The organism is Luteimonas sp. Soil_C_16, assembly GCF_057657295.1.
The window spans coordinates 90,400-110,885 of record NZ_JBDGIS010000009.1; the positions used below are offsets into that span (position 1 = coordinate 90,400).

At 67.9% G+C, this 20,486-nt stretch carries 17 protein-coding genes; 10 read left to right on the plus strand and 7 right to left on the minus strand.

All coding sequences use genetic code 11. The features are described 5' to 3' along the window. The first annotated feature begins 30 nt into the window (after window positions 1–30). On the plus strand, window positions 31–924 hold the full coding sequence (locus tag AC3A5T_RS15770; protein WP_487629358.1) for a DMT family transporter: 894 nt from the start codon (window positions 31–33) through the stop codon (window positions 922–924). 25 nt (window positions 925–949) lie between these two features. On the opposite strand, the gene AC3A5T_RS15775 is transcribed toward AC3A5T_RS15770, so the two are convergent. Then, window positions 950–1,846 (minus strand): NAD-dependent epimerase/dehydratase family protein, encoded by an 897-nt coding sequence (locus AC3A5T_RS15775; RefSeq protein WP_487629359.1) that lies wholly within the window; start codon window positions 1,844–1,846, stop codon window positions 950–952. 113 nt (window positions 1,847–1,959) lie between these two features. Here AC3A5T_RS15775 and AC3A5T_RS15780 point away from each other — a divergent pair, with 113 nt between their 5' ends. From AC3A5T_RS15780 to AC3A5T_RS15805, 6 genes are read left to right on the plus strand one after another with little or no spacing between them, the layout of a single operon-like run. Further along, window positions 1,960–4,737 (plus strand): monovalent cation/H+ antiporter subunit A, encoded by a 2,778-nt coding sequence (locus AC3A5T_RS15780; RefSeq protein WP_487629360.1) that lies wholly within the window; start codon window positions 1,960–1,962, stop codon window positions 4,735–4,737. Beyond that, complete coding sequence (locus tag AC3A5T_RS15785; protein WP_232137992.1) at window positions 4,737–5,102, plus strand: Na+/H+ antiporter subunit C; 366 nt, start codon at window positions 4,737–4,739, stop codon at window positions 5,100–5,102. The genes AC3A5T_RS15780 and AC3A5T_RS15785 overlap by 1 nt, the downstream gene beginning before the upstream one ends. Further along, window positions 5,099–6,628, plus strand: coding sequence for a monovalent cation/H+ antiporter subunit D (locus tag AC3A5T_RS15790; protein ID WP_487629361.1), 1,530 nt, complete (start codon window positions 5,099–5,101; stop codon window positions 6,626–6,628). Before AC3A5T_RS15785 ends, AC3A5T_RS15790 begins: the two co-directional genes overlap by 4 nt. Continuing rightward, window positions 6,625–7,131, plus strand: a complete 507-nt coding sequence (locus AC3A5T_RS15795) for a Na+/H+ antiporter subunit E (RefSeq protein ID WP_487629362.1) — start codon at window positions 6,625–6,627, stop codon at window positions 7,129–7,131. The genes AC3A5T_RS15790 and AC3A5T_RS15795 overlap by 4 nt, the downstream gene beginning before the upstream one ends. Continuing rightward, entirely contained in the window at window positions 7,128–7,397 is a 270-nt protein-coding gene (locus AC3A5T_RS15800; protein ID WP_232137995.1) for a K+/H+ antiporter subunit F, read from the plus strand. Before AC3A5T_RS15795 ends, AC3A5T_RS15800 begins: the two co-directional genes overlap by 4 nt. After that, window positions 7,394–7,771: a Na+/H+ antiporter subunit G gene (locus tag AC3A5T_RS15805; protein ID WP_487629363.1), complete on the plus strand. Its 378-nt coding sequence runs from the start codon at window positions 7,394–7,396 to the stop codon at window positions 7,769–7,771. The genes AC3A5T_RS15800 and AC3A5T_RS15805 overlap by 4 nt, the downstream gene beginning before the upstream one ends. Window positions 7,772–7,810: 39 nt before the next feature. On the opposite strand, the gene AC3A5T_RS15810 is transcribed toward AC3A5T_RS15805, so the two are convergent. After that, window positions 7,811–8,470 (minus strand): lectin, encoded by a 660-nt coding sequence (locus tag AC3A5T_RS15810; protein WP_425497235.1) that lies wholly within the window; start codon window positions 8,468–8,470, stop codon window positions 7,811–7,813. A gap of 149 nt (window positions 8,471–8,619) precedes the next feature. Here AC3A5T_RS15810 and AC3A5T_RS15815 point away from each other — a divergent pair, with 149 nt between their 5' ends. Next, the gene (locus AC3A5T_RS15815) at window positions 8,620–9,159 is read left to right on the plus strand and encodes a hypothetical protein (RefSeq protein ID WP_487629364.1); all 540 of its coding nucleotides are present in this window, start codon (window positions 8,620–8,622) and stop codon (window positions 9,157–9,159) included. Window positions 9,160–9,213: 54 nt separating this feature from the next. On the opposite strand, the gene hmgA is transcribed toward AC3A5T_RS15815, so the two are convergent. Together hmgA and hppD are read right to left on the minus strand one after the other, a co-directional pair. Next, on the minus strand, window positions 9,214–10,494 hold the full coding sequence (gene hmgA / locus AC3A5T_RS15820; protein ID WP_487629421.1) for a homogentisate 1,2-dioxygenase: 1,281 nt from the start codon (window positions 10,492–10,494) through the stop codon (window positions 9,214–9,216). 189 nt (window positions 10,495–10,683) lie between these two features. Then, entirely contained in the window at window positions 10,684–11,754 is a 1,071-nt protein-coding gene (gene hppD / locus AC3A5T_RS15825) for a 4-hydroxyphenylpyruvate dioxygenase (protein ID WP_487629422.1), read from the minus strand. A 132-nt stretch (window positions 11,755–11,886) separates the two neighbouring features. Here hppD and AC3A5T_RS15830 point away from each other — a divergent pair, with 132 nt between their 5' ends. Next, window positions 11,887–12,387, plus strand: a complete 501-nt coding sequence (locus tag AC3A5T_RS15830; protein WP_487629365.1) for a MarR family winged helix-turn-helix transcriptional regulator — start codon at window positions 11,887–11,889, stop codon at window positions 12,385–12,387. An 81-nt stretch (window positions 12,388–12,468) separates the two neighbouring features. On the opposite strand, the gene AC3A5T_RS15835 is transcribed toward AC3A5T_RS15830, so the two are convergent. The 3 genes from AC3A5T_RS15835 to AC3A5T_RS15845 form a co-directional block, all read right to left on the minus strand. Further along, a complete protein-coding gene (locus AC3A5T_RS15835; RefSeq protein WP_487629423.1) occupies window positions 12,469–14,046 on the minus strand; it encodes a peptide MFS transporter in 1,578 nt (525 codons plus the stop codon). A 158-nt stretch (window positions 14,047–14,204) separates the two neighbouring features. Beyond that, window positions 14,205–15,785 (minus strand): AbgT family transporter, encoded by a 1,581-nt coding sequence (locus AC3A5T_RS15840; RefSeq protein ID WP_487629366.1) that lies wholly within the window; start codon window positions 15,783–15,785, stop codon window positions 14,205–14,207. 128 nt (window positions 15,786–15,913) lie between these two features. Then, window positions 15,914–19,429, minus strand: coding sequence for a Calx-beta domain-containing protein (locus AC3A5T_RS15845; RefSeq protein ID WP_487629367.1), 3,516 nt, complete (start codon window positions 19,427–19,429; stop codon window positions 15,914–15,916). Window positions 19,430–19,575: 146 nt separating this feature from the next. On the opposite strand from AC3A5T_RS15845, the gene AC3A5T_RS15850 reads away from it, so the two are divergent. Next, the gene (locus tag AC3A5T_RS15850) at window positions 19,576–20,448 is read left to right on the plus strand and encodes a tryptophan 2,3-dioxygenase (protein ID WP_487629368.1); all 873 of its coding nucleotides are present in this window, start codon (window positions 19,576–19,578) and stop codon (window positions 20,446–20,448) included. Window positions 20,449–20,486: the final 38 nt, after the last annotated feature.

Consider the following 20,486-nt stretch of genomic DNA (forward strand, 5'->3'; position numbering starts at 1 on the left):
ATCCTGTCGCGCCACGCAGGTGCATCGCCCGTGTCGCCCCGCGATCTCGTTCTGGTTCTCGTCGTCTGCATCGCCTGGGCGCTGAACTTCCTCGTCTCGGCCAATGCGCTGCGCGAGATTCCCCCCTTCCTGTTCACCGCGGTGCGCTTCGCGATGCTGGCGCTGCCGCTGGTGTGGCTGCTGCGACCGCCCGCGCCGGGGCAATGGCCGCGGCTGATCGCGGTGTGCCTGTGCATCGGCGTGCTGCATTTCGGCCTGAGTTTTCTCGCGCTGCGGCTGTCGACGGATCTCTCGTCGCCGGCGATCGTCATGCAGAGCTACATCCCGATGACCGCGCTGCTGGCCTGGGCGGTGCTGGGCGAGCGCTTCGCCTGGCGTACGGGCCTGGCGATCGGCGTGAGCTTTTGCGGCGTGCTGGTGCTGGGGTTCGATCCGGTGGTGCTGGCCAATCCGGCCGCGCTGCTGACGATGCTGGCATCGGCCGCGATGCTCGCGATCGGCACCGTGCTGATGAAGCGCCTGCGCGATGTCGACATGTGGAACATGCAGGGCTGGACCGCGGTCTTCAGCGTGCTGCCGCTGCTGGCGATCAGTCTGGTGTTCGAGCCCGGCGGTTTCGACCGGCTCGGCGAGGCCGGCTTCGCCGGCTGGGGTGGCGCGGTCTACGCGGCGTTCGTGTCCTCGCTGCTCGGCCACGGTCTGTACTACGTGCTGATGCAGCGCTATCCGGTCGCGATGGTCACGCCGTGGCTGCTGCTGGTGCCGGTGATGGCGATCGGTCTGGGCGTCGCGTTCTGGGGCGACCGGCCGGGTCTGCGGCTGTGGATCGGCGGGGCGATGGTGCTCGGCGGCGTGCTGGTGATCGCACTGCGCGCGCTGCAGAAGTCGCGCAAGCTGGTCGAGGAACCGATGGCGGGGCCTTGATCCGATCCGGATCCGCCAACGCGCGTCAGCCGATGCCGAACATCGACGGCGCCGGCCGGAACGCCCGCGGCGCATAGCCGAACGCCGCCTGCGCAGGCGCGGCATCGAACACCAGATCCTCGCGCATGCGTGTCACCGCGCCCGGCGGCAGACCCTGCAGACGGCCGGCGCGATGTGCCGCCCACAGCGCCGCATCGAACAGCACGCCCGGCAGCACCAGCAGACGCGGCGCCGGCTGCAGGCAGGCCAGCGTGCGCGCGACCATCGTCCGGTAGTCGAGCGTCTCCCCGCCCGGCAATGCGAACGCCTGGCCGTGCGCGGCCGGCGCATCGGCCGCGGCCTCCGCCGCCGCCGCGAGATCGTCGACATGCACCGGCTGACGCCGGCCGCGCGCATCGGCCGGCAACACGAACACGCCGCTACGCCGCGCCAACGCGACGATCAGGCTGAGGTTGCGATCGCGTCCGCTGCCGTAGACCAGCGTCGGCCGCAGCAGCGTCGCCGCGGCGCTACGCGCCTGCGCGGCCGCGAACACGCGCTCTCCCGACGTGCGCAGGCGCATCGCCAGTTCGCGCTCGCCCGGATCGCTGGCCGCCTGCTTGGTCGCATCGCTGGTCGAACCGAAGGCGACGACGCGCGGGCATTCGATCGCGGCACCGGCGTACCACAGCGAGAATTGGTCCAGCGGGCCGCAGCTGAAGATCGCATCGGCGTGCGCCGGCAGCGTGTCCGGCATCGCGGCGAACGCACCGGTGTGCCAGCGCAGCTGGGGGCCGTCGGCGCGTGGCACGCGCGACAGGGCATCGACGGTCCAGCCGGCGTCGAGCAATCGCGCCAGCAGGGCCGCGCCGATCGCACCACTTGCACCGAAGACCAGCGCATGGCGCGCGCGCGGGGGCGTGGAGGCGGACATCGACGTCATGGGACATAGCATATCGAGCCACGACGACGCTCCGTCGACGGGCATCGGTTAGACTGCCCGGCCCTTGCGTGACCCGCCGGCCGACTGGCCGACCTGCCTCCACAAGGAGCCCGATGCTCGAACTTCTCTTGGCCCTGCCCTTCGTGCTGGCGCTCGCCGTAGCGCTGTCCGCGAATGCGTCCCGCCGCACCATCGCCTGGCTGGCCGGTCTCGTGCCGTTGCTGGGTCTGGGCGTATTGGCCCTGCTGGCCGGCGGCGTCTTCGACGGCACCATTCTCAAGACTCAGTACGCATGGATTCCCGAAGCCGGGCTGGATTTCAGCCTGCGCATGGACGGGCTGGCCTGGACGTTCGCATCGATGGTGCTGGGCATCGGCGGGCTGGTCGTGCTCTACGGCCATTACTACCTGTCGGCCAAGGACAGTCCGCGGCGGTTCTTCACCTATCTGCTGCTCTTCATGGGCGCGATGCTCGGCATGGTCATCGCCGGCAACCTGCTGCTGCTCGCGGTGTTCTGGGAGCTGACCTCGATCAGTTCGTTCCTGCTGATCGGCTTCTGGTCGCATCGCCAGGACGCCCGCCAGGGCGCGCGCATGGCGCTGACGATCACCGGCATGGGCGGTCTGGCGCTGCTGGGCGGCGTGCTGCTGATCGGCCGCATCGTCGGCAGCTACGACCTCGATGTCGTGCTGGCCTCGGGCGATCTGATCCGCGCGAGCCATCTGTATCCGTGGGCGCTGGGTCTGGTGCTGCTGGGCATCTTCACCAAGAGCGCGCAGTTCCCGTTCCACTTCTGGCTGCCGCACGCGATGGCCGCGCCGACGCCGGTCTCGGCGTACCTGCATTCGGCGACGATGGTGAAGGCCGGCGTGTTCCTGCTGGCCCGCCTGCATCCCGCGCTGGCCGGGACCGATCTCTTCTTCTACGTCGTCAGCGGCATCGGCGCGACGACGCTGGTCATGGGCGCGTGGTTCGCGATCTTCCAGCACGACCTCAAGGGCCTGCTGGCGTACTCGACGATCTCCCACCTCGGCCTGATCACGCTGCTGTTCGGCCTGTCGACCGAGATGGCGGTCGTCGCGGGCCTGTTCCACATCCTCAACCACGCGATGTTCAAGGCCTCGCTGTTCATGGCCGCGGGCATCATCGACCACGAGACCGGCACGCGCGACATGCGCCGGCTCGGCAATCTCAGACGCCTGATGCCGATGACCAGTGCGCTGGCGATCGTCGCGTCATTGGCGATGGCCGGCATCCCGCTGCTCAACGGCTTCCTGTCGAAGGAGATGTTCTTCGCCGAGGCGCTGGAGATCGGCGGCCACGGCACGATGCGCTGGGTGATCAGCATCGCGGCGCTGCTGGCCGGCGTGTTCGGCATCGCCTACAGCCTGCGCTTCGTGCACGACACCTTCTTCGGCCGCGGTCCCCGCGCGCTCGACGTGGTGCCGCACGAACCGCCGCGCTGGATGCGCATTCCGGTCGGCGTGCTGGCGATCCTGTGCTTGGTGATCGGCATCATTCCGGCGCTGACCGTCGGCCCGCTGCTGCACACGATGGCGCGCGGCACGCTCGGGGATGCGACGCCGGACTTCAGCCTGTCCGTGTGGCACGGCATCAACCTGCCGCTGATGATGAGCGTCGCCAGCCTGGTGTTCGGCGTGCTGCTGTATTTCGGCCTGCGCAAGCTGCTCGATTTCCATGCGGTGGTCACGCGCTCGACCGGCCGCCAGGTCTTCCAGGTCAATCTGGAGCGCCTGTTCTCGCTGGCCCGCGCGTTCACCGCGCGCGTCGCCAACGGCAGCCTGCAGCGCAGCCTGTTCGGTCTGCTGCTGGTCGCGCTGGTGCTGGCCGGCTGGCCGCTGCTGGGCAACTTCGCCGAGCTGATCGCCAACGGCCCGGGGCCGCGTCCGTTGCCGGTGATGGGCTGGATGATCTGGGCGGTGATCGTGGCCGCGTCGATCGGCACCGTGGTCGTGCACGGCAAGCGCCTGACCGCGCTGATCGTGATCGGCGGCGTCGGTCTGGCGGTGAGTCTGCTGTTCGTCTATCTGTCCGCGCCCGATCTCGCGCTGACCCAGCTGCTGGTCGAGATGGTGACGATCGCGCTGATGATGATGGCGCTGAACTATCTGCCCAAGCAGTCGAAGAGCACGCGCCGTCCGCTGCGCAAGTTCCGCGACGTCGCGATCTCGATCGTCGCCGGCGGCGGTCTCGGCGCGCTGGCCTACGCGATGATGGTCTCGCCGGCCGATACGATCTCCAACGAACTGCTGGTGCGGTCCTTGCCCGAGGCCTACGGCCGCAACGTGGTCAACGTGATCCTGGTCGACTTCCGCGGCTTCGATACCTTCGGCGAGATCACCGTGTTCGGCACGGCCGCGCTGGTGGTCCACGCGATGCTGCGCTGGGCACGCCTGAAACCCGATGAAGTGATGCCCGGCCCGCCGGTGCAACTGCCGATCGCAGCCGATCTCACCCAGCTGCTGTTCCCGCTGGCGCTGACGGTGTCGATCTACCTGTTCCTGCGCGGCCACAACGCGCCGGGCGGCGGCTTCATCGCCGGCCTCGTGTTCGCGGTGCCGGTGCTGGTGAAGTACGTGCTGCAGGGCGCGCGCGCGGTCGAGGCGACGTTCGGCTTCGACTACCTGCGCGGCATCGGCGTCGGCCTGCTGCTGGCGGTGATCGGCGGTGTCGGTTCGTGGTGGTTCGACGTGCCGTTCCTGACCAGCGGGCATCTCGATCTCGAGCTGCCGCTGATCGGTCTGCTGCCGCTTGCCAGCGCCCTCGTGTTCGACACCGGCGTCTACGTGGTCGTGTTCGCCGGCACCCTGCTGATGCTCTCGACGATGGGCACGGTCAAACAACGTCAGGCTGCGGAGGAGGCGCACTGATGGAACTCGCAATCGCTTCCGCCATCGGCGTGCTCGCCGCCTCGGGTGTCTACCTGCTGCTGCGCGCACGCACCTTCGACGTGATCCTCGGGCTGACGCTGCTCTCGTATGCGACCAACCTGCTGATCTTTTCGTCCGGCCGTCCCGTCGTCGGCAAGCCGCCGGTGCTCAAGGACGGCCTGGCCGAGACGCTGGCCAACTACACCGATCCGCTGCCGCAGGCGCTGGTGCTCACCGCCATCGTCATCGCCTTCGCGATGACCGCAGTGACCGTCGTCATCGCGATGCGCGAGCACTCGGACCTGCACACCGACCACGTCGATGGTGAGGAACCCGACGAAGAACAGCGTGGAGGCCGTCGATGAACCACATCGCGATCGCCCCCGTCCTGGTGCCGCTGGTCACCGGCGCGATCCTGCTGCTGCTCGAGCGCAGCCATCGCGCGTCCGTGCTGCGGATGTGGGCGTGGATCGGCATGGCCGCGCTGCTGGTGACGAACGTGGCCCTGCTGCGCGAAGTGCTCGACGGCGACACCGTGGTGTATCTGCTCGGCGACTGGCCGGCGCGTCTCGGCATCGCGCTGGTCGTCGATCGCCTCTCGGCGTTGATGGTCACGACCACGACGCTGCTGGCGATTCCCTGCCTGCTCTACGCCTGCGCGGGTTGGGACAAGCGCGCCCTGCACTTCCACGCGCTGTTCCAGGTGCAGCTCGCCGGCCTCAACGGCGCGTTCCTGACCGGCGACGTGTTCAACCTGTTCGTGTTCTTCGAGGTGATGCTGATCGCCTCGTACGGCCTGCTGCTCAGCGGCGCGCGCGGTGCGCGCATCAAGGCCGGCATGCACTACGTGGTGTTCAACATCGCCGCGTCCACCGTGTTCCTGCTCGCGCTCGGCCTGCTCTACGGCATGCTCGGCACGCTCAACATGGCCGAGATGGCGGTGCGCGTGGCGGCACTCGGACCGGACCAGGCGCTGCTGGTGCGCGCCGGCGCCGGTCTGCTGCTGCTGGTGTTCTGCGCCAAGGCCGCATTGCTGCCGCTGTATCTGTGGTTGCCGGAAGCCTATGCACGTGCGCCGGCCGCAGTCGCCGCACTGTTCACCATCATGACCAAGGTCGGTCTGTACGCGGTGCTGCGCATCTACACGCTGGTGTTCGGCAGCGAGGCCGGCCTGCTGGCCGATTTCGCCTGGCCGTGGCTGCTGCCTGCGGGCGCAGCGACGATGGTGCTGGCCGCGCTCGGCGTGGTCGGTGCGCCGCGGTTGCGCATCGGCGTCGCGTATCTGGTGCTGCTGTCGGCGGGCACGCTGTTCGTCGCGTTCTCGCTCGGCAATGCCGGTGCGATCTCGGCCGGCCTGTACTACCTGCCGCAGAGCGTGTTCGTCACCGCCGCACTGTTCCTGCTGGCCGACATCATCCAGCGTCATCGCGGCGGCACCGGCGACTATCTGATGCCGATCGCGTCGATGCCCGGCAAGACCGTGCCGGCGCTGCTGTTCCTCGTTGCCGCGGTGTCGGTCTCGGGTCTGCCGCCGCTGTCGGGCTTCATCGGCAAGCTGCAGCTGCTGAACTCGGTGCCCGAGGACGTGATCGGCTGGGTCTGGGCCGCGATCCTCGGCAGCAGCCTGATGGCGGTGATCGGCCTGTCGCGCAGCGGCACGCGTCTGTTCTGGCGCGTCGATCCCGTCGCCGAAGGCGTCGAAGCGCCGCCGCTGCGTCGCAGCGAGCTCGCCGCGACGATGCTGCTGCTCGGCTACGGCGTCGTCATGACCGTGTTCGCCGGTCCGATCCTGCGCTACACCGAAGCAACCGCGGCGCAACTGCTGGCGCCGTCGGAGATGATCGAACGCGTCATCGGCGAAACGCCCGTGCTCAGGGAGCCTTCGCGATGACGTCCCGTCAGCCCTTCATGCGGCGCTTCCTGCCGTCGATCCCGCAGAGCCTGACGGTCTTCCTGTTCTGGCTGCTGATGGCCGAGGACTACGGCCCCGGCAACATCGTCATGGCGCTGCTGCTGGCCTGGCTGATGCCGCAGCTCGCCGCCCGCCTGGAACGCGAGTTCGCCCAGCTCGGTCGCCTGCGCGGCATCTGGACGCTGATCGGGCGCCTGCTGTGGGACATCCTGATCGCCAACCTCACGGTGGCGAAACAGGTGCTCGGCCCGAACCACAAGCTGCATTCGCAGTTCGTCTGGGTGCCGCTGGACCTGACCAACATCCACGGCATCTCGGCGCTGACCAGCGTGATCACGCTGACGCCGGGCACCGTGTCCGCCGAGTTGTCGGAGGACCGCAAACACCTGCTGATCCACTGCCTCAGTACCGATGATCCGCAGGCGCTCGTCGCCGAGATCAAGAGCCGTTACGAGGCACCGTTGCGCGAGGTATTCCCATGATCACGATCGCGATCATCGTCGGCATGCATCTGGTCGGCATCGCCATGCTGCTGTCGCTGTGGCGGCTGCTGCGCGGTCCCACCGCGCCCGACCGCATCCTGGCGCTGGACACGCTCTACGTCAGCTCCATCGCCCAGCTGATCCTGTTCGGCATGCTGATGAACACCGAGATCTATTTCGAGGCCGCCCTGGTCATCGCGATGCTGGGCTTCGTCGGCACCGTCGTGCTGAGCAAATACGTCATCCGCCGGGACATCGTCGAATGAGCACCGTTCTCGACGCCGTCCTCGCCTTCCTGCTCGTGGTGGGTTGCTTCTTCACCCTGCTCGGCGCGATCGCGCTGCTCAAACTGCGCGACTTCTTCCAGCGCGTGCACGGTCCGGCGAAGGCCAGCACGCTCGGCGTGGGCTGCATCCTGTTCGCGTCGATCGTCTATCACTGGGTCAACGGCAGCGGCGTGCATCCGCGCGAACTGCTGATCACCGTGTTCCTGTTCCTGACCGCTCCGATCAGCGCACATCTGATGTCGCGTGCGGCGCTGCCGCTGATGGACGACCGTCCGCCGCATCCCGATCGTGTGCCCGATGCGCAGCAGAAGGTCGTCGACGAGGAAGACCCGGCGCCTGCCGAGCGCCAGTAACTCCGGGTCGCGGCGCGTCGCGACCCGGACGTCGCCTGATCAGCCGCAGCGTTCGACGTAATCGACCTGCGGCGGCACGCCGATCCGCCAACCGGTGACCTTGCCGGCCGCATCGGTCTCGAACACCAGCGCGGCGTTGCCGCCACCGGTGTCGGTCACGCGCAGCGTGTGCGCGCCTTCGACGTACTTGTGCGGTGAGGCTTCGACGCGACCTGCATACAGGCGCTCGATCTCCGCGCGCTCCATACCGACCTTGCCGCCGCCCGGCGCGGTATAGCCGTCGTTGCCGACGTCGATGCGCGAGAAGCGGTCGCCTTCGATCATGAAACCGATGTCGTAACGCGCGGTGCCCATCGGCGGCGGCGTCAGGTAGTAGCAGCCGCCCGGCTCGGACGGCTTCGCATCGCCGAGATCATTGCCCCAGGCCATGCGGACCTGCTCGGCATCGCTGCCGAATGCGGCCGGGCCGAAGCCCTGGAACGTCACGACGCCATCGACGACCTCGGGCACGTTGGTGCCCATCGCATTGGCCGGCGGCACGTGCGCATCGGGCTGATCGCCCGGCGGCGCCGGTTCGGCGGCCACGGCCGGCGCGGACGCCGCGGGCACGGGCTCGGCGGGCGGCGCTTCGTCGCGTTGGCACGCGGCGAGTGCGAGGGACAGCACGGCGATGGCCGGCAGGGCGCGATGGAAATGCATGCGACAACTCCTGGAAGGTGACCGGCGGGAGACTAGCGCGCCCGCGTGAACGGGACGTGGCCCACGCTTCCGCCCACCGGGCCGCGGCGTGTCATGGATGTTTCATCGGCGCTTCCCATGCTGCACGCCTGCCGCTGGAAGCCACCGCCGTGCCCGCCCGCAAGACCGAACTCGCGCATCGCGCACTCGCCACCCACGCCGGCTCTCTGGATCTGCGGCAGCGGCGTGCGCTGATCCTGTGCGACGGCCAACGCACCACCGTCGAGCTCACGCGCATGCTCGGCGCGGGCACGCCCGCGCTGCTGCTGCAGTTGCAGACGCTGGGCTATCTGGACGCACTCGATGCGGGGATGTCGGTGCCTGCGCCCGAAGGCGATGCGGACGCGTCCACGGCGGCACCCGCGTCCACGCGTCGCCGTTCGCTGAGCGCAGCACGCATCTACGTGCAGGGCATGCTGGAACTGCAGCGCGCGCCGGCTGCCACGGCGCTGCGTGCACGCCTGGTCGGCAGCGCCGACGAAGCCGAGACGGTGACCGCGATCCTCGAAGCGCTCGCGGGCCTGCCTGTGTTCACCAAACCCGGATACGCGGCGCGCGTGCGCGAGCGCGTGGCGGAAGTGCTGCCGGAACCGCACCTGCCGGCACTGGCCGCGCTGGCGCTCGAAGGCGAAGCCGACGCGGTGGCCTGACGCTGGCGCTCGAAGGCGAAGCCGACGCGGTGGCCTGACGCCGCCGCGCATGGCTCAGCCGCGCGGTGGCACGAAGTTGCGCTGCAGGCCCGCCCAGCAGGCCTGGTAATCGCCCTGGCGATGCACGGCGTCGAGCGCCTGCCGTGTCGGGCGGATCACCGCGCGCGTCTCGAACATGAAGGCCATCGTGCCGCTGATGACGTCGGGCTTGGACAGATCGGCGGCGCTGGCCTTCTCGAACGTCGCTGCGTCCGGGCCGTGTCCGCTCATGCAGTTGTGCAGTGAGCACGCGCCGGGCGAAAAGCCGTCGGCCTTGGCGTCGTACTGGCCGTGCACCAGCCCCATGAACTCGCTGGCGACGTTGCGGTGGAACCACGGCGGCCGGAACGTGTCCTGCGCCACCAGCCAGCGCGGCGGGAAGATCGCGAAATCCATGTTCGCCGTGCCGGGCGTGTCGCTGGGCGAGGTGAGCACGGTGAAGATGCTCGGGTCGGGGTGGTCGAAGCTGATCGAACCGATCGCGTTGAAGCGGCGCAGGTCGTACTTGTACGGCGCGTAGTTGCCGTGCCAGCCGACGACGTCGAGCGGCGAGTGGTCGATCGGCGCCTGCCACAGATGGCCCTGGAACTTGGCGATCAGGGTGAAGTCGCCTTCGGTGTCTTCGTACGCCGCGACGGGCGCGAGGAAGTCGCGTGGATTGGCCAGGCCGTTCGCGCCGATCGGACCCAGATCGGGCAGGCGCAGCGCATGCCCCTGGTTCTCGCACACGTAGCCGCGGCTCGGCCCGTCGGGCAGTTCGACGCGGAAGCGCACGCCGCGCGGGATCACCGCGATCTCCTGCGGCTCGACTTCGAGCACACCGAATTCGGTCGCCAGGGTCAGCCGTCCCTGCTGCGGCACGATCAGCAGTTCGCCGTCTGCGCTGTAGAAAAAACGGTCGGTCATCGACATGTTCGCGGCATAGACGTGGATGCCCACGCCCTCGTGCGCACCCGGCCCGCCGGTGCCGGCCATCGAGAACAGGCCGTCGACAAAATCGACCGGCGTCTCGGGGATCGGCAACGGACTCCAGCGCATCTGGTCAGGCGGCACCGGACCGCGATCGAAACCGTCATGGAATCGCGGCTGCTGGAACGGCGAGAACGTGCCGTGCATCGCCGCAGGACGGATGCGGTAGAGCCAGCTGCGCCGGTTCTCGCCGCGCGGCGCGGTGAACGCGGTGCCCGAAAGCTGTTCGGCGTACAGGCCATGCGCCACGCGCTGCGGCGAATTCCGCCCGATCGGCAGCGTGCCGGGCTCGGCCTGCGTCGCGAACTCGTTGCCGAAACCGGACATGTACCCGCGCGGACCGCGCACTTGCGCGTGGTCCAGCGGCAGCGCCGTCACCGTGTCGTCCGTCGATGCGTTCATGGCTTCACCCGAATGAATATTCCGCCGTGCATCCCCGCGATCGGGGATGACGGCTGCAGACCCGCCTGCGCCGCTCCGCGCCTCAATGGCGCGGCGCACGACGCCGCGCTGGACTCAGAGCACGCCGCGCTGCATCTGGTCGCGTTCGATGCTCTCGAACAGCGCCTGGAAGTTGCCTTCGCCGAAGCCCTCGTTGCCCTTGCGCTGGATGATCTCGAAGAAGATCGGGCCGAACGCGTTCTTGGTGAAGATCTGCAGCAGCTTGCGCTGCTTGGTCTCCGGATCGGCGTCGATCAGGATCTTGTTGCGGCGCAGACGCTCGACGTCTTCGCCGTGCGCCGGAATGCGCTGGTCGATGACGTCGAAGTAGGTTTCCGGCGTGTCGAGGAAGTCGATGCCCTTCTCGCGCATCTGTTCGATCGACGCATAGATGTCGTCGGTGAAGCAGGCGATGTGCTGGATGCCCTCGCCCTTGTACGCGTCGAGATATTCGTTGATCTGCGACTTCGGATCGTTCGACTCGTTGAGCGGAATGCGCACCACGCCGTCGGGCGCGGTCATCGCTTTCGACTTCAGGCCGGTCTTCGCGCCCTTGATGTCGAAGTAGCGGATCTCGCGGAAGTTGAACAGCTTTTCGTAGTAGTCCGACCACTTCTGCATGTTGCCGAAGTAGAGGTTGTGCGTGAGGTGGTCGATGAAGGTCAGGCCGAACCCGGTCGGGTTCTGGTCGGCGCCGTCGATCGCGACGTAGTCGTCGCCGTAGATCGAGCCCGCACCGCCGTAGCGATCGACCAGATACAGCATGCAGTCGCCGATGCCCTTGACCACCGGCGCGTCGACGGCCTTGCTCGATTCGCGATCACCGATCGCCTCGCCACCGTTGTCGAGCACCTTGCCGTAGACGTCGCCGGCCGGCTGCTTGAAGCGGATCGCGAAGCCGCAGGCGGACGGGCCGTGCGCCTTGGCGAAATCGGATGCGAACGAATCCGGATCTTCGTTGAGCAGGAAGTTCACCCCGCCCTGCCGGTACACGGTGATCGCCCGCGTCCTGTGCTTGAGCACCGCGGTGAAGCCCATGTTGCGGAAATAGGTGTGCATGAAATCCGCCTGGCCCGCAGGCGCGGCGAACTCGACGAACTCGAAGCCGTCGATGCCCATCGGGTTCTCGAACGTGGTCACTTCCATGCCGAGATTGGGGGCGGTGTGTGCGTGAGCGCTCATGGGATACTCCGTCGCGATGGGGCCGGCCGGGAACGGGCGGTTTCAGACCGTCCTTTATAGTTACGCATGCAACCTAATTGCAAGGCGCATCGCACCATGACCCAGACCGCGGCCCCTCCTGCTGCCCTGTCCGACCCCGCCGACGCCCACGACGGCCACGGGCACCACCGCCTCGATCTCGAGCAGTTCCTGCCGTACCGGCTGAGCGTGCTGACCAACCGCATCAGCCGCGGACTGGCCGACATCTACAGCGAGCGCTTCGGCATCAGCGTGACGGAATGGCGGGTGATCGCGGTGCTGGGCCGCTATCCGGGCCTGTCGGCGAACGGCGTGGCCGAACGCACGGCGATGGACAAGGTGGCGGTGAGCCGCGCGGTCGCGCGCCTGCTCGAGCGCGCACTGATCGAACGCGAGATGCACGACAGCGATCGCCGCCGCTCGGTGCTGGAACTCAGCGAGGCCGGCTACGCGGTCTACGACGTCGTCGTGCCGCTGGCGCTGGAGTACCAGCGCAACGTGCTGGCGCCGCTGGACGAGGCCGAGCGCGCGACCTTCGCCGCGATGATGGCCAAGCTCGAGGCGCCGCTGAAGGATTGAGTCCGCGCGCTGCGCGAATCGCTCGGCTCAAACAAAAACAGCGCCCAAGGGCGCTGTTTTCGTGTCGAAATCACCGTCCGGTTACGGGCGGCGTTCCTGGTCGAGCCTGGTGCCGGCGGCGACCGGCTCACCGATGCCGTCCTGACCTGCAAGCGTCGGCTCGTCGTCCTTGAGCGTGTCGAGATGCATCAGGCGACGGATCAGCGGCGCGATCAGCAGCATGACCACACCCACGCCGACGGCCAGCCAGCCGACGTTGGAGTAGACCTCCATGACGCGCGCGACACCGCCGCCTTCACCGCCCGTGGCCGCCGAAATCAGGCCGGCCGCGAAATTGCCGGTGGCGGATGCGAAGAACCAGGCGCCCATGATCAGGCTGGCCATGTTCGCCGGGCTGAGGCGGTTCATCGCCGACAGGCCGACCGGCGACAGGCACAGCTCGCCCAGTGTGTGCAGCAGGTAGATCAGGAAGATGAAGATCACCGGGGTGGCGCCCGCGCCTGCGGACTTCGCACCGGCCACCAGCACAAGGAAGCCCGCACCGACCAGCACCACGCCGAGCGCGAACTTGGCCGGCGCCGACGGTTCGAATCCGCGCTTGGCCAGCCACAGCCACACCATCGCGAAGATCGGCGCCAGGGTGATGATGTAGAACGAGTTCAGCGACTGGAACATCGACGCCGGGACTTCCCATCCGAAGATGGTGCGATCCACGGAGCGATCGGTGAACAGGTTTAGCGATGCGCCGGCCTGCTCGAACAGCGCCCAGAACAGCACCGAACCGATGATCAGATACAGCGCCGCGAGGATGCGGTCGCGGTCCTGGCGTTCCAGCTTGAACACCGCCTTCCACAACACGAAGCCGATCAGCAGCACGCCCGAGGCACCGAGCAGACCGCCCACCAGCTTCTGGTGCTGCAGCAGGAACCACACCAGACCGACGGCCGCGACACCGAGGATGTAGAGCATCCATTCGAACCGCAGGCCGCCCAGCACGGGCGCCGCCAGGCGCTCGGGGACACGCGATTCACCACGGCCCATCAGCAGCGGCTTGCCCATCACGAACACCACCAGGCCGAGCAGCATGCCGACACCCGCCGCGCCGAAGCCGTAGGCCCAGCCGTAGGTCTGGCCGAGATAACCGGCGATCAGCGAACCGAGCATCGCGCCCAGGTTGATGCCCATGTAGAAGATCGTGTAGGCCGGATCGCGACGGATGTCCGTGCGCGGGTACAGCTGACCGACCATCACCGAGATGTTGGCTTTCAGGAAGCCCGAGCCCACGATGATGAAGGCCAGCGCCAGCCAGAAGATGTTGATCTCGGCCGCGGACTGGCCGCCGTCGCCTTCGAACGCCATCAGGAAGTGGCCGAAGGTCAGCAGCACGGCGCCGAACAGGACCGCCTTCCGCTGTCCCAGATAGCGGTCGGCGAGGTAGCCGCCGACCACAGGCGCGATGTACACCAGCGCGGTGTAGGCGCCGTAGATCACCGAAGCCTCGGAATCCGAGTACATCCAGTGCTGCACGAGATAGAAGATCAGCAGCGCGCGCATGCCGTAGTAGGAGAACCGCTCCCACATTTCGGCGAAGAACAGCACGAACAGGCCGCGCGGATGGCCGAGGATGGTTTTCTGTTCCTCGGCGGCGTACGGATTCATTGACACGTAGGGCGACTCCTGACGTTGATCGATGCCGCGGACCGGGCCGGGCGACGCGCTAAGTTAGCGGCGCCCGGACCACATGGAAAGTGACCTTCGCCATCCCTGGCCCGTGATCCCGTGCAGTTGCGGCGGTGCAGCAGAACGCGTCAGCGCATTCAGCCGGCGGGGTACACGTAGCTCGCACCCACGCCCAGCGGAATGCCCAGACCCCAGAACGCGAGCAGGAACAGCGTCCACAGGATCGACAGCGCGATCGAATACGGAATCATGATCGACACCAGCGTGCCGATGCCGGCCGAGGTCACGTAGCGCTGGCAGAACACGACGATCAGCGGGAAATACGGCATCAGCGGCGTCAGGATCGTGGTCATCGAATCGCCGACGCGGTAGGCCGCCTGGGTCAGATCGGGCGACACGCCGAGCTGCATCATCAGCGGCACCATGATCGGCGCGAGCAGCGCCCACTTCGCCGACGCCGAACCGATGAACAGGTTCACGACGCCGGTCATCAGGATCAGGCCGATGATCGTCAGCCACATCGGCAGGCCGAGGCCCTTGAGGAAATCCGCGCCTTCGACCGCCATCAGCGTGCCGAGGCCCGAGCCGTTGAAGCCGGCCAGGAACTGCGCGATGAAGAACGCGATGACGATGTAGTAGCCCATGCCACTCATCGACTTGGTCATCGCCGCGATGATGTCGCGATGCGTCTTGACGGTGCCGGCGATGTAGCCGTAGACCACGCCCGGCAGCAGGAACAGCACGAAGATCAGCGCGACGATCGACTGCATCACCGGCGCGGCGGCAACGAGCAGCGGATGGCTGCCATCGGGCACGGCTTCGGCAGGTGCGCGCCACGGCGAGGTCTCGGGCATCAGCGTCAGCGCGAACAGTGCAGCGGCCACCAGCATCGCGACCACCGCCCACAGCAGGCCGCGCTTCTCGGCGGCGTTGAGCTCGTCCATCTTCGGCAGATTCGCCGGATCGCCGTCGACGACCGTGCGCTTGAGGCGCGGCTCGACGATGCGGTCGGTGACGAACCAGCCGATCGCAATGATCAGCAGGCTCGATGCGCTGGTGAAGATCCAGTTGTTGAGCGGATTGACGATGAGCGCCGGGTCGAGGATGCGGCCCGCTTCCTGGGTGAAACCGGCGAGCAGCGGATCGAGCGAGGATGGCACCAGCAGCGTCGCCGAGAAGCCGCCCGACACACCACAGAACGCCGCTGCGATACCCGCCAGCGGATGCCGGCCCGCGGCGTAGAAGATCACCCCGCCGAGCGGAATCACCAGCACGTAGCCGGCGTCGACCGCGACGTGGCTCAGCACCGCGACCGCGACCAGTGCCGGGGTCAGCAGCTGCTTCGGCGTCACCGACAGCACGCGACGCAGCGCGGCGTTGATGAAGCCGGTGTGCTCGGCAACGCCGAGTCCGAGCATCGCCACCAGCACCACGCCCAGCGGCGCGAAGCCGAGGAACACGCGGACCATGTTCGCCATGAAGGCGGTCAGCGATTCGCCCGAGAGCTGGTTGATCACCTGGATCGGCGTGCCGGTACGCGGATCGATCGCCTGGAAATCCACACCCGACAAGGCCCACGACAGTGCCCACACCGCGAGCATCAACAGCAGGAACAGCATCGCCGGATCCGGCAGTTTGTTGCCCACGCGTTCGACCGTATCGAGGAACCGGGCGATGGCGCCGCGTGGCGCTGCGGTGTCCGGAGAAGGCTGGCTCATGCGGTGTCGTCCCCTGTTTCGTCAGCCCCGCATCCTAGCAGCCGGGCGCCGCGCGAGACTCCGCAGCCGGCCCGGGAACGAAAAACCCCGGCACGTGGCCGGGGTTTTCCGTTGCATCCGGATCGCGATCAGGGCGTGTAACTGGCGCGCACCGTCAGGCGACCGAAGGCGCGTTCGCCGACCACGCGCACGTACCACGTGCCCGCCTGCGGCGCCGCGAGCGTCACGGTTTCGTTGTTGCCCGGACGCTGCGAACGCAGCTGCCACGCATCGACCGTCGGCAGCACGTCGCGACTCGCATACAGCGTCACGTCGCCGGTTCCGCCGGCGGTGAGGATGCGCAGGTTGCGCGCGCCGGCCGGCACGTCGATGCGGAACAGACGCGATTCGCCCGCAACACCTTCGATGCCGCCGAGCTGCACGCCGTTGACCAGCGGCTGCGCGGCCGTCGCCGGATCCTCGACGATCGACACCGCGGCGATGGCACTGTCGTTGGCCGCATTCGGATCCTGCGTCTGCGACGTGGCCGCGACGGTCAGCGTCACGGTCTCGTCGATCAACGCGTCGGGGGCGACCGCCGACAGTGCGAACACCGCCTGCCCCGCGTTCGCCAGCGTTTCGCTGCTGCACGATAGCGTGGTCTTGCCGTCGGCGACGGCCGGCGCATCACAGCTCCAGTCGGCAGGCGGCGTGACCAGCAGATCATCGAGTTCCGCATCCAGCACCGCGCCGAAGCCCGGGAACTGCGCGGCATCGGGACCGCCGTTGGCCAGCGTCGCAGTGAACGCCAGCGTGTCGCCCGCGAACACTTCCGCATTCGCGGCCGCGACAGTGATGCCCAGATCGGCGACCGTCGCCGGCTGCAGACGCACCAGCAGCACCGTCGGATCGTGATCGGACAGACGCGTCGGCGTGTTGGCGTCATTGCGCGCGACTTCGGGGAAGTCGGCATTGATGCGCGCGTGGCTGACGTCGAGGCCGACGACCAGCGGCGAATCCACCAGCGCCTGGTTCACCAGCACGTGGTCGAGCGACTGCGCCTGGTAATCGAACACGAAGGAGTAGCGCTCCTCGGCAGACGCTTCCAGCGTCATGTTGAGCAGCGACGGTGCGATCAGCACCGCGCCGTCGTTGTCCACCGCGGTTTCGCCGTCGGGCGACGGCAGGCCGGTGACCGTGCCCATCGCGTCGACGTAGCCGTCGTTGAACTCGAACGCGTTGAAATCGCCGAGCACCACGATCTGGCGCGTCGCGTCGGCCTTCTGCATGCCGTCGATCAGCGTGGCCAGGTATTCGGCCTGCTTCTGGCGCTTGTCGCGCACCCGCTGGCCACCGGTGGCCCAGCCGTTGGTGCCGGCGGTATCGGCTTCGATGCCGCTCAGCGAACGCTGGTGCACGACGATCGCGGTGAACGGATAGCGGCGGCCGTCGGTGAAGTGAGCCACGGCGTCGAGCACCAGCGGCGGACGGTCGTTGAGCACGCTGGTCGAACCGTTCGGATTGGTCAGCACTTCCTCGGTGCCGACCTGTTCGACAGCGCCCACCGCGATGCGGGCGACGCTGCCGACCGACGCGGTCTTGACCAGGAAGCCGACGTCGATGCCGCCGACGTCGAAGCCTTCTTCGAGATACGCGACGTAAGCAGGATCCGGCTGGCCCGCGGCGATCGCATCGGCATTGATGCGGTTGGCGAGCGTGGTCAGCACCGGGAGGTTCTCCACCTCGGTGACGCCGACGACGTCCGGGGTGTGCAGATACGCGCGGATGCCGATCGAGGCCTTCGACAGGCGACGCTCCAGCGCGGCCGGCGTCAGGGTCGGACCGCTGTTGGCGTCGTTCACCGTGTCGAAGAAGCGCTGCAGGTTGTAGGTCGCGAAGGTCACGTGGTCGGGGCCCGGCAGCATCGACGGACGCGGTTCGCCGGCGCCGGTGCAGTCGCTGGTGAGCGCGCTTTCGGGGTAGATCGTGTAGCGGCGGAAGGTGTAGTCGAGCGGACCGGTCAGCGTGCCGCCGGTGATGCGGCAGCCGGCGGCGAGATCGGCGGTCGGCGCACCGATCGTGGTGCTGTTGACCGCGATCAGTTCCGGGTTGTAGTCCCAGCGCGGAATGTTCGGCGCGCTGCTGCCCAGCGGATCGGGATCCGGAATCTGGATGCCCGCCTCGCGGAACGGACGCGCCGTGCCGGTGACGACAACGGCGAAACGGCCATTGCTGCTGCCGGTCGCCTGCGCTTCGTTGGTGTTGCCCGTGGTCGGCGCGACGACGGTGAAGCTCGGCGCGGTGACGCGCATGCCTTCCAGATGCTCCAGCTGCTCGAGGCCGCCGGTGGCATTGGGCATGTCGTTGGTGAGCACGATCGCGGCTGGGAGCGCGTGGCCTTCCGACAGCTTGACCACCGATGCATTGGTGATCTGGGTCAGCGGCAGCTGCAGCGGATCGGCAGTCGGCACGTACTCGGTCACCATGCCCTGCACCAGCACCTTGTTGCCGACGGCGACATCGGCCGAGGGCGCGCTGCTGGTGAACACGAACAGGCCTTCCGACGTTGACGGATCACCGTCGTCTTCGCCGTCCGGCGTCTGGATGAAGAAGCCGTTGTTCTTGCGGCCGGTGACGATGCCCGTGGTCGCGACCGGCTGGCCCTCGACCGGCGAACGCGCGCCGCGGCCCTGGATCGCGTGGATCGGCAGCGTGGTCACGTCGTCGTTGAGGATGGTGACGACGGCCTGGCCCTTCGCCACTTCCGCGCCCGACACGTCGCTGAGGTTGATGTAGAAGATCTCGTCCGGCTCGACCGTCTCGTCGCCGACGACCTCGACGCTCAAGGTCATTTCGCGCTCGCCTTCACTGAAGGTGAGCGTGTTCGAGCGCGCGATGTAGTCGTTGTCGGCAACGGTCGCCGTGCCGTCGGCGGTCGCGTAGGTGAAGCGCACGCCGTCCGGGCCGGCTGGCTGGTTCAGCGACACGGTCACGAAGAACGGTGTTCTGCCGCTGTCGCCTTCGGCGCCGCTGGTGTCGGTGATGCTCAGATAGAGCGTGCCGCCACCGCTGCAGATGTTCGGAACGCTGGCGCTGTTGCGTGGCGCCGCCAGCACCGCGGTGAAGTCGGCCGCGTTGTGATTGGTGTCGGTGCACCCCTCGCCCGCGCGCAGCGCTGCGGTCGTGTTGGTCAATGCAGGCGCCGCACCGGCGCCTTCGAAACAGTTTGCCGTGCCGTAGCCGACGAAATCGACCACGTTGGTCGGACAGGCGCCACTCAGCGCACCGCCACCCTCCACCAGCGCCACCTTGCCGTTGGCGCCGGCCATGGCGATGGTGCCAGTCGCATCCGGTGTCGGCAGCGCCTGGGTGCCGCCGGTGCCGTCGGCCTGCTTGACGAGGTAGTACGCGCCCGGCGCGATGCTCCCCTCGAGGGCGGTGAGCTGCCAGCTCGTGCCGCTGGTCGATGCGTACTGGACCGTCCAGCCGCTCACGTCGACCGGCAGGTCACCGTTGTTGTGCAGTTCGATGAAGTCGCTGCGATACGTCGCACCGCTGTTGCCGCCACCGCCGTATACCTGGCTGATGACGACCTCGCCGTGCGCGGCGCCCGCGCCGCAACACAGCAACAAGGCCGACAACAGCCGGCTGGTTGTTCGAGTCATGCGTGAATCCCCAAGAGTCCCCGGGCGACAGCGCCCCACGCCCGATTGTGCCGGGCTTGGATGGCGATTGCATGACGCCGGCCGGCACTTGTCGCCGCGCAGCGTCAGCGCGCACGGGAGCGGAGGGCCTGCGGTACCCTGCGCCGATGACGATCGACCGCAACCAGCGTCCTCTCGAAGACGGCATCCACCGCGACCTGTCCGGCCGCATCACCTACGGCGGCTACCTGCGTCTGGACCTGCTGCTGGCGGCGCAGCAGCCGCTGTCGCAGCCGCCACATCACGACGAGATGCTGTTCGTCGTCCAGCACCAGGTCTCGGAGCTGTGGCTCAAGCTGCTGATCCACGAACTGTCGGCGGCGATCGGCCATCTGCAGCGCGACGAGGTCTGGCGCTGCCGCAAAGTGCTGGCGCGCTGCAAGCAGGTGCTGCGGCAGCTGACCGAGCAATGGTCGGTGCTGGAGACGATGACGCCGGCCGAGTACATGGAGTTCCGCGACGTGCTGGGCCCCTCGTCGGGCTTCCAGTCGCTGCAGTACCGCACCGTCGAGTTCCTGCTGGGCAACAAGAACGCGGCGATGCTCGACGTGTTCGCCCACGAGCCCGACGGCCAGGCAGCGCTGCAGGCCGTGCTCGACGCGCCCGGCCTCTACGACGAATTCCTGTGCTATCTCGCCCGCTGGGGCCATCCGGTCGATCCGCGGCACCTGCAGCGCGACTGGCGCCAGCCGCACACCTTCGATGCCACGCTGGTGCCGGTGTTCGAGTCGATCTATGAGGACACCGAACGCCATTGGCGCGAGTACTCGCTGTGCGAGGACCTGGTGGATCTCGAATCGCAGTTCCAGCTGTGGCGCTTCCGCCACATGCGCACGGTAATGCGCATCATCGGCTTCAAGCGCGGCACCGGTGGCTCGAGCGGCGTCGGCTTCCTCAAACAGGCGCTGGAGTTGACGTTCTTCCCCGAACTGTTCGAAGTCCGGACCCACGTCGGACCGGGGCGCGGCAGCGACGCCTGAGCCGCGCCGCGCGCGCAAGCTGGGGCGTGCCCCAGCAT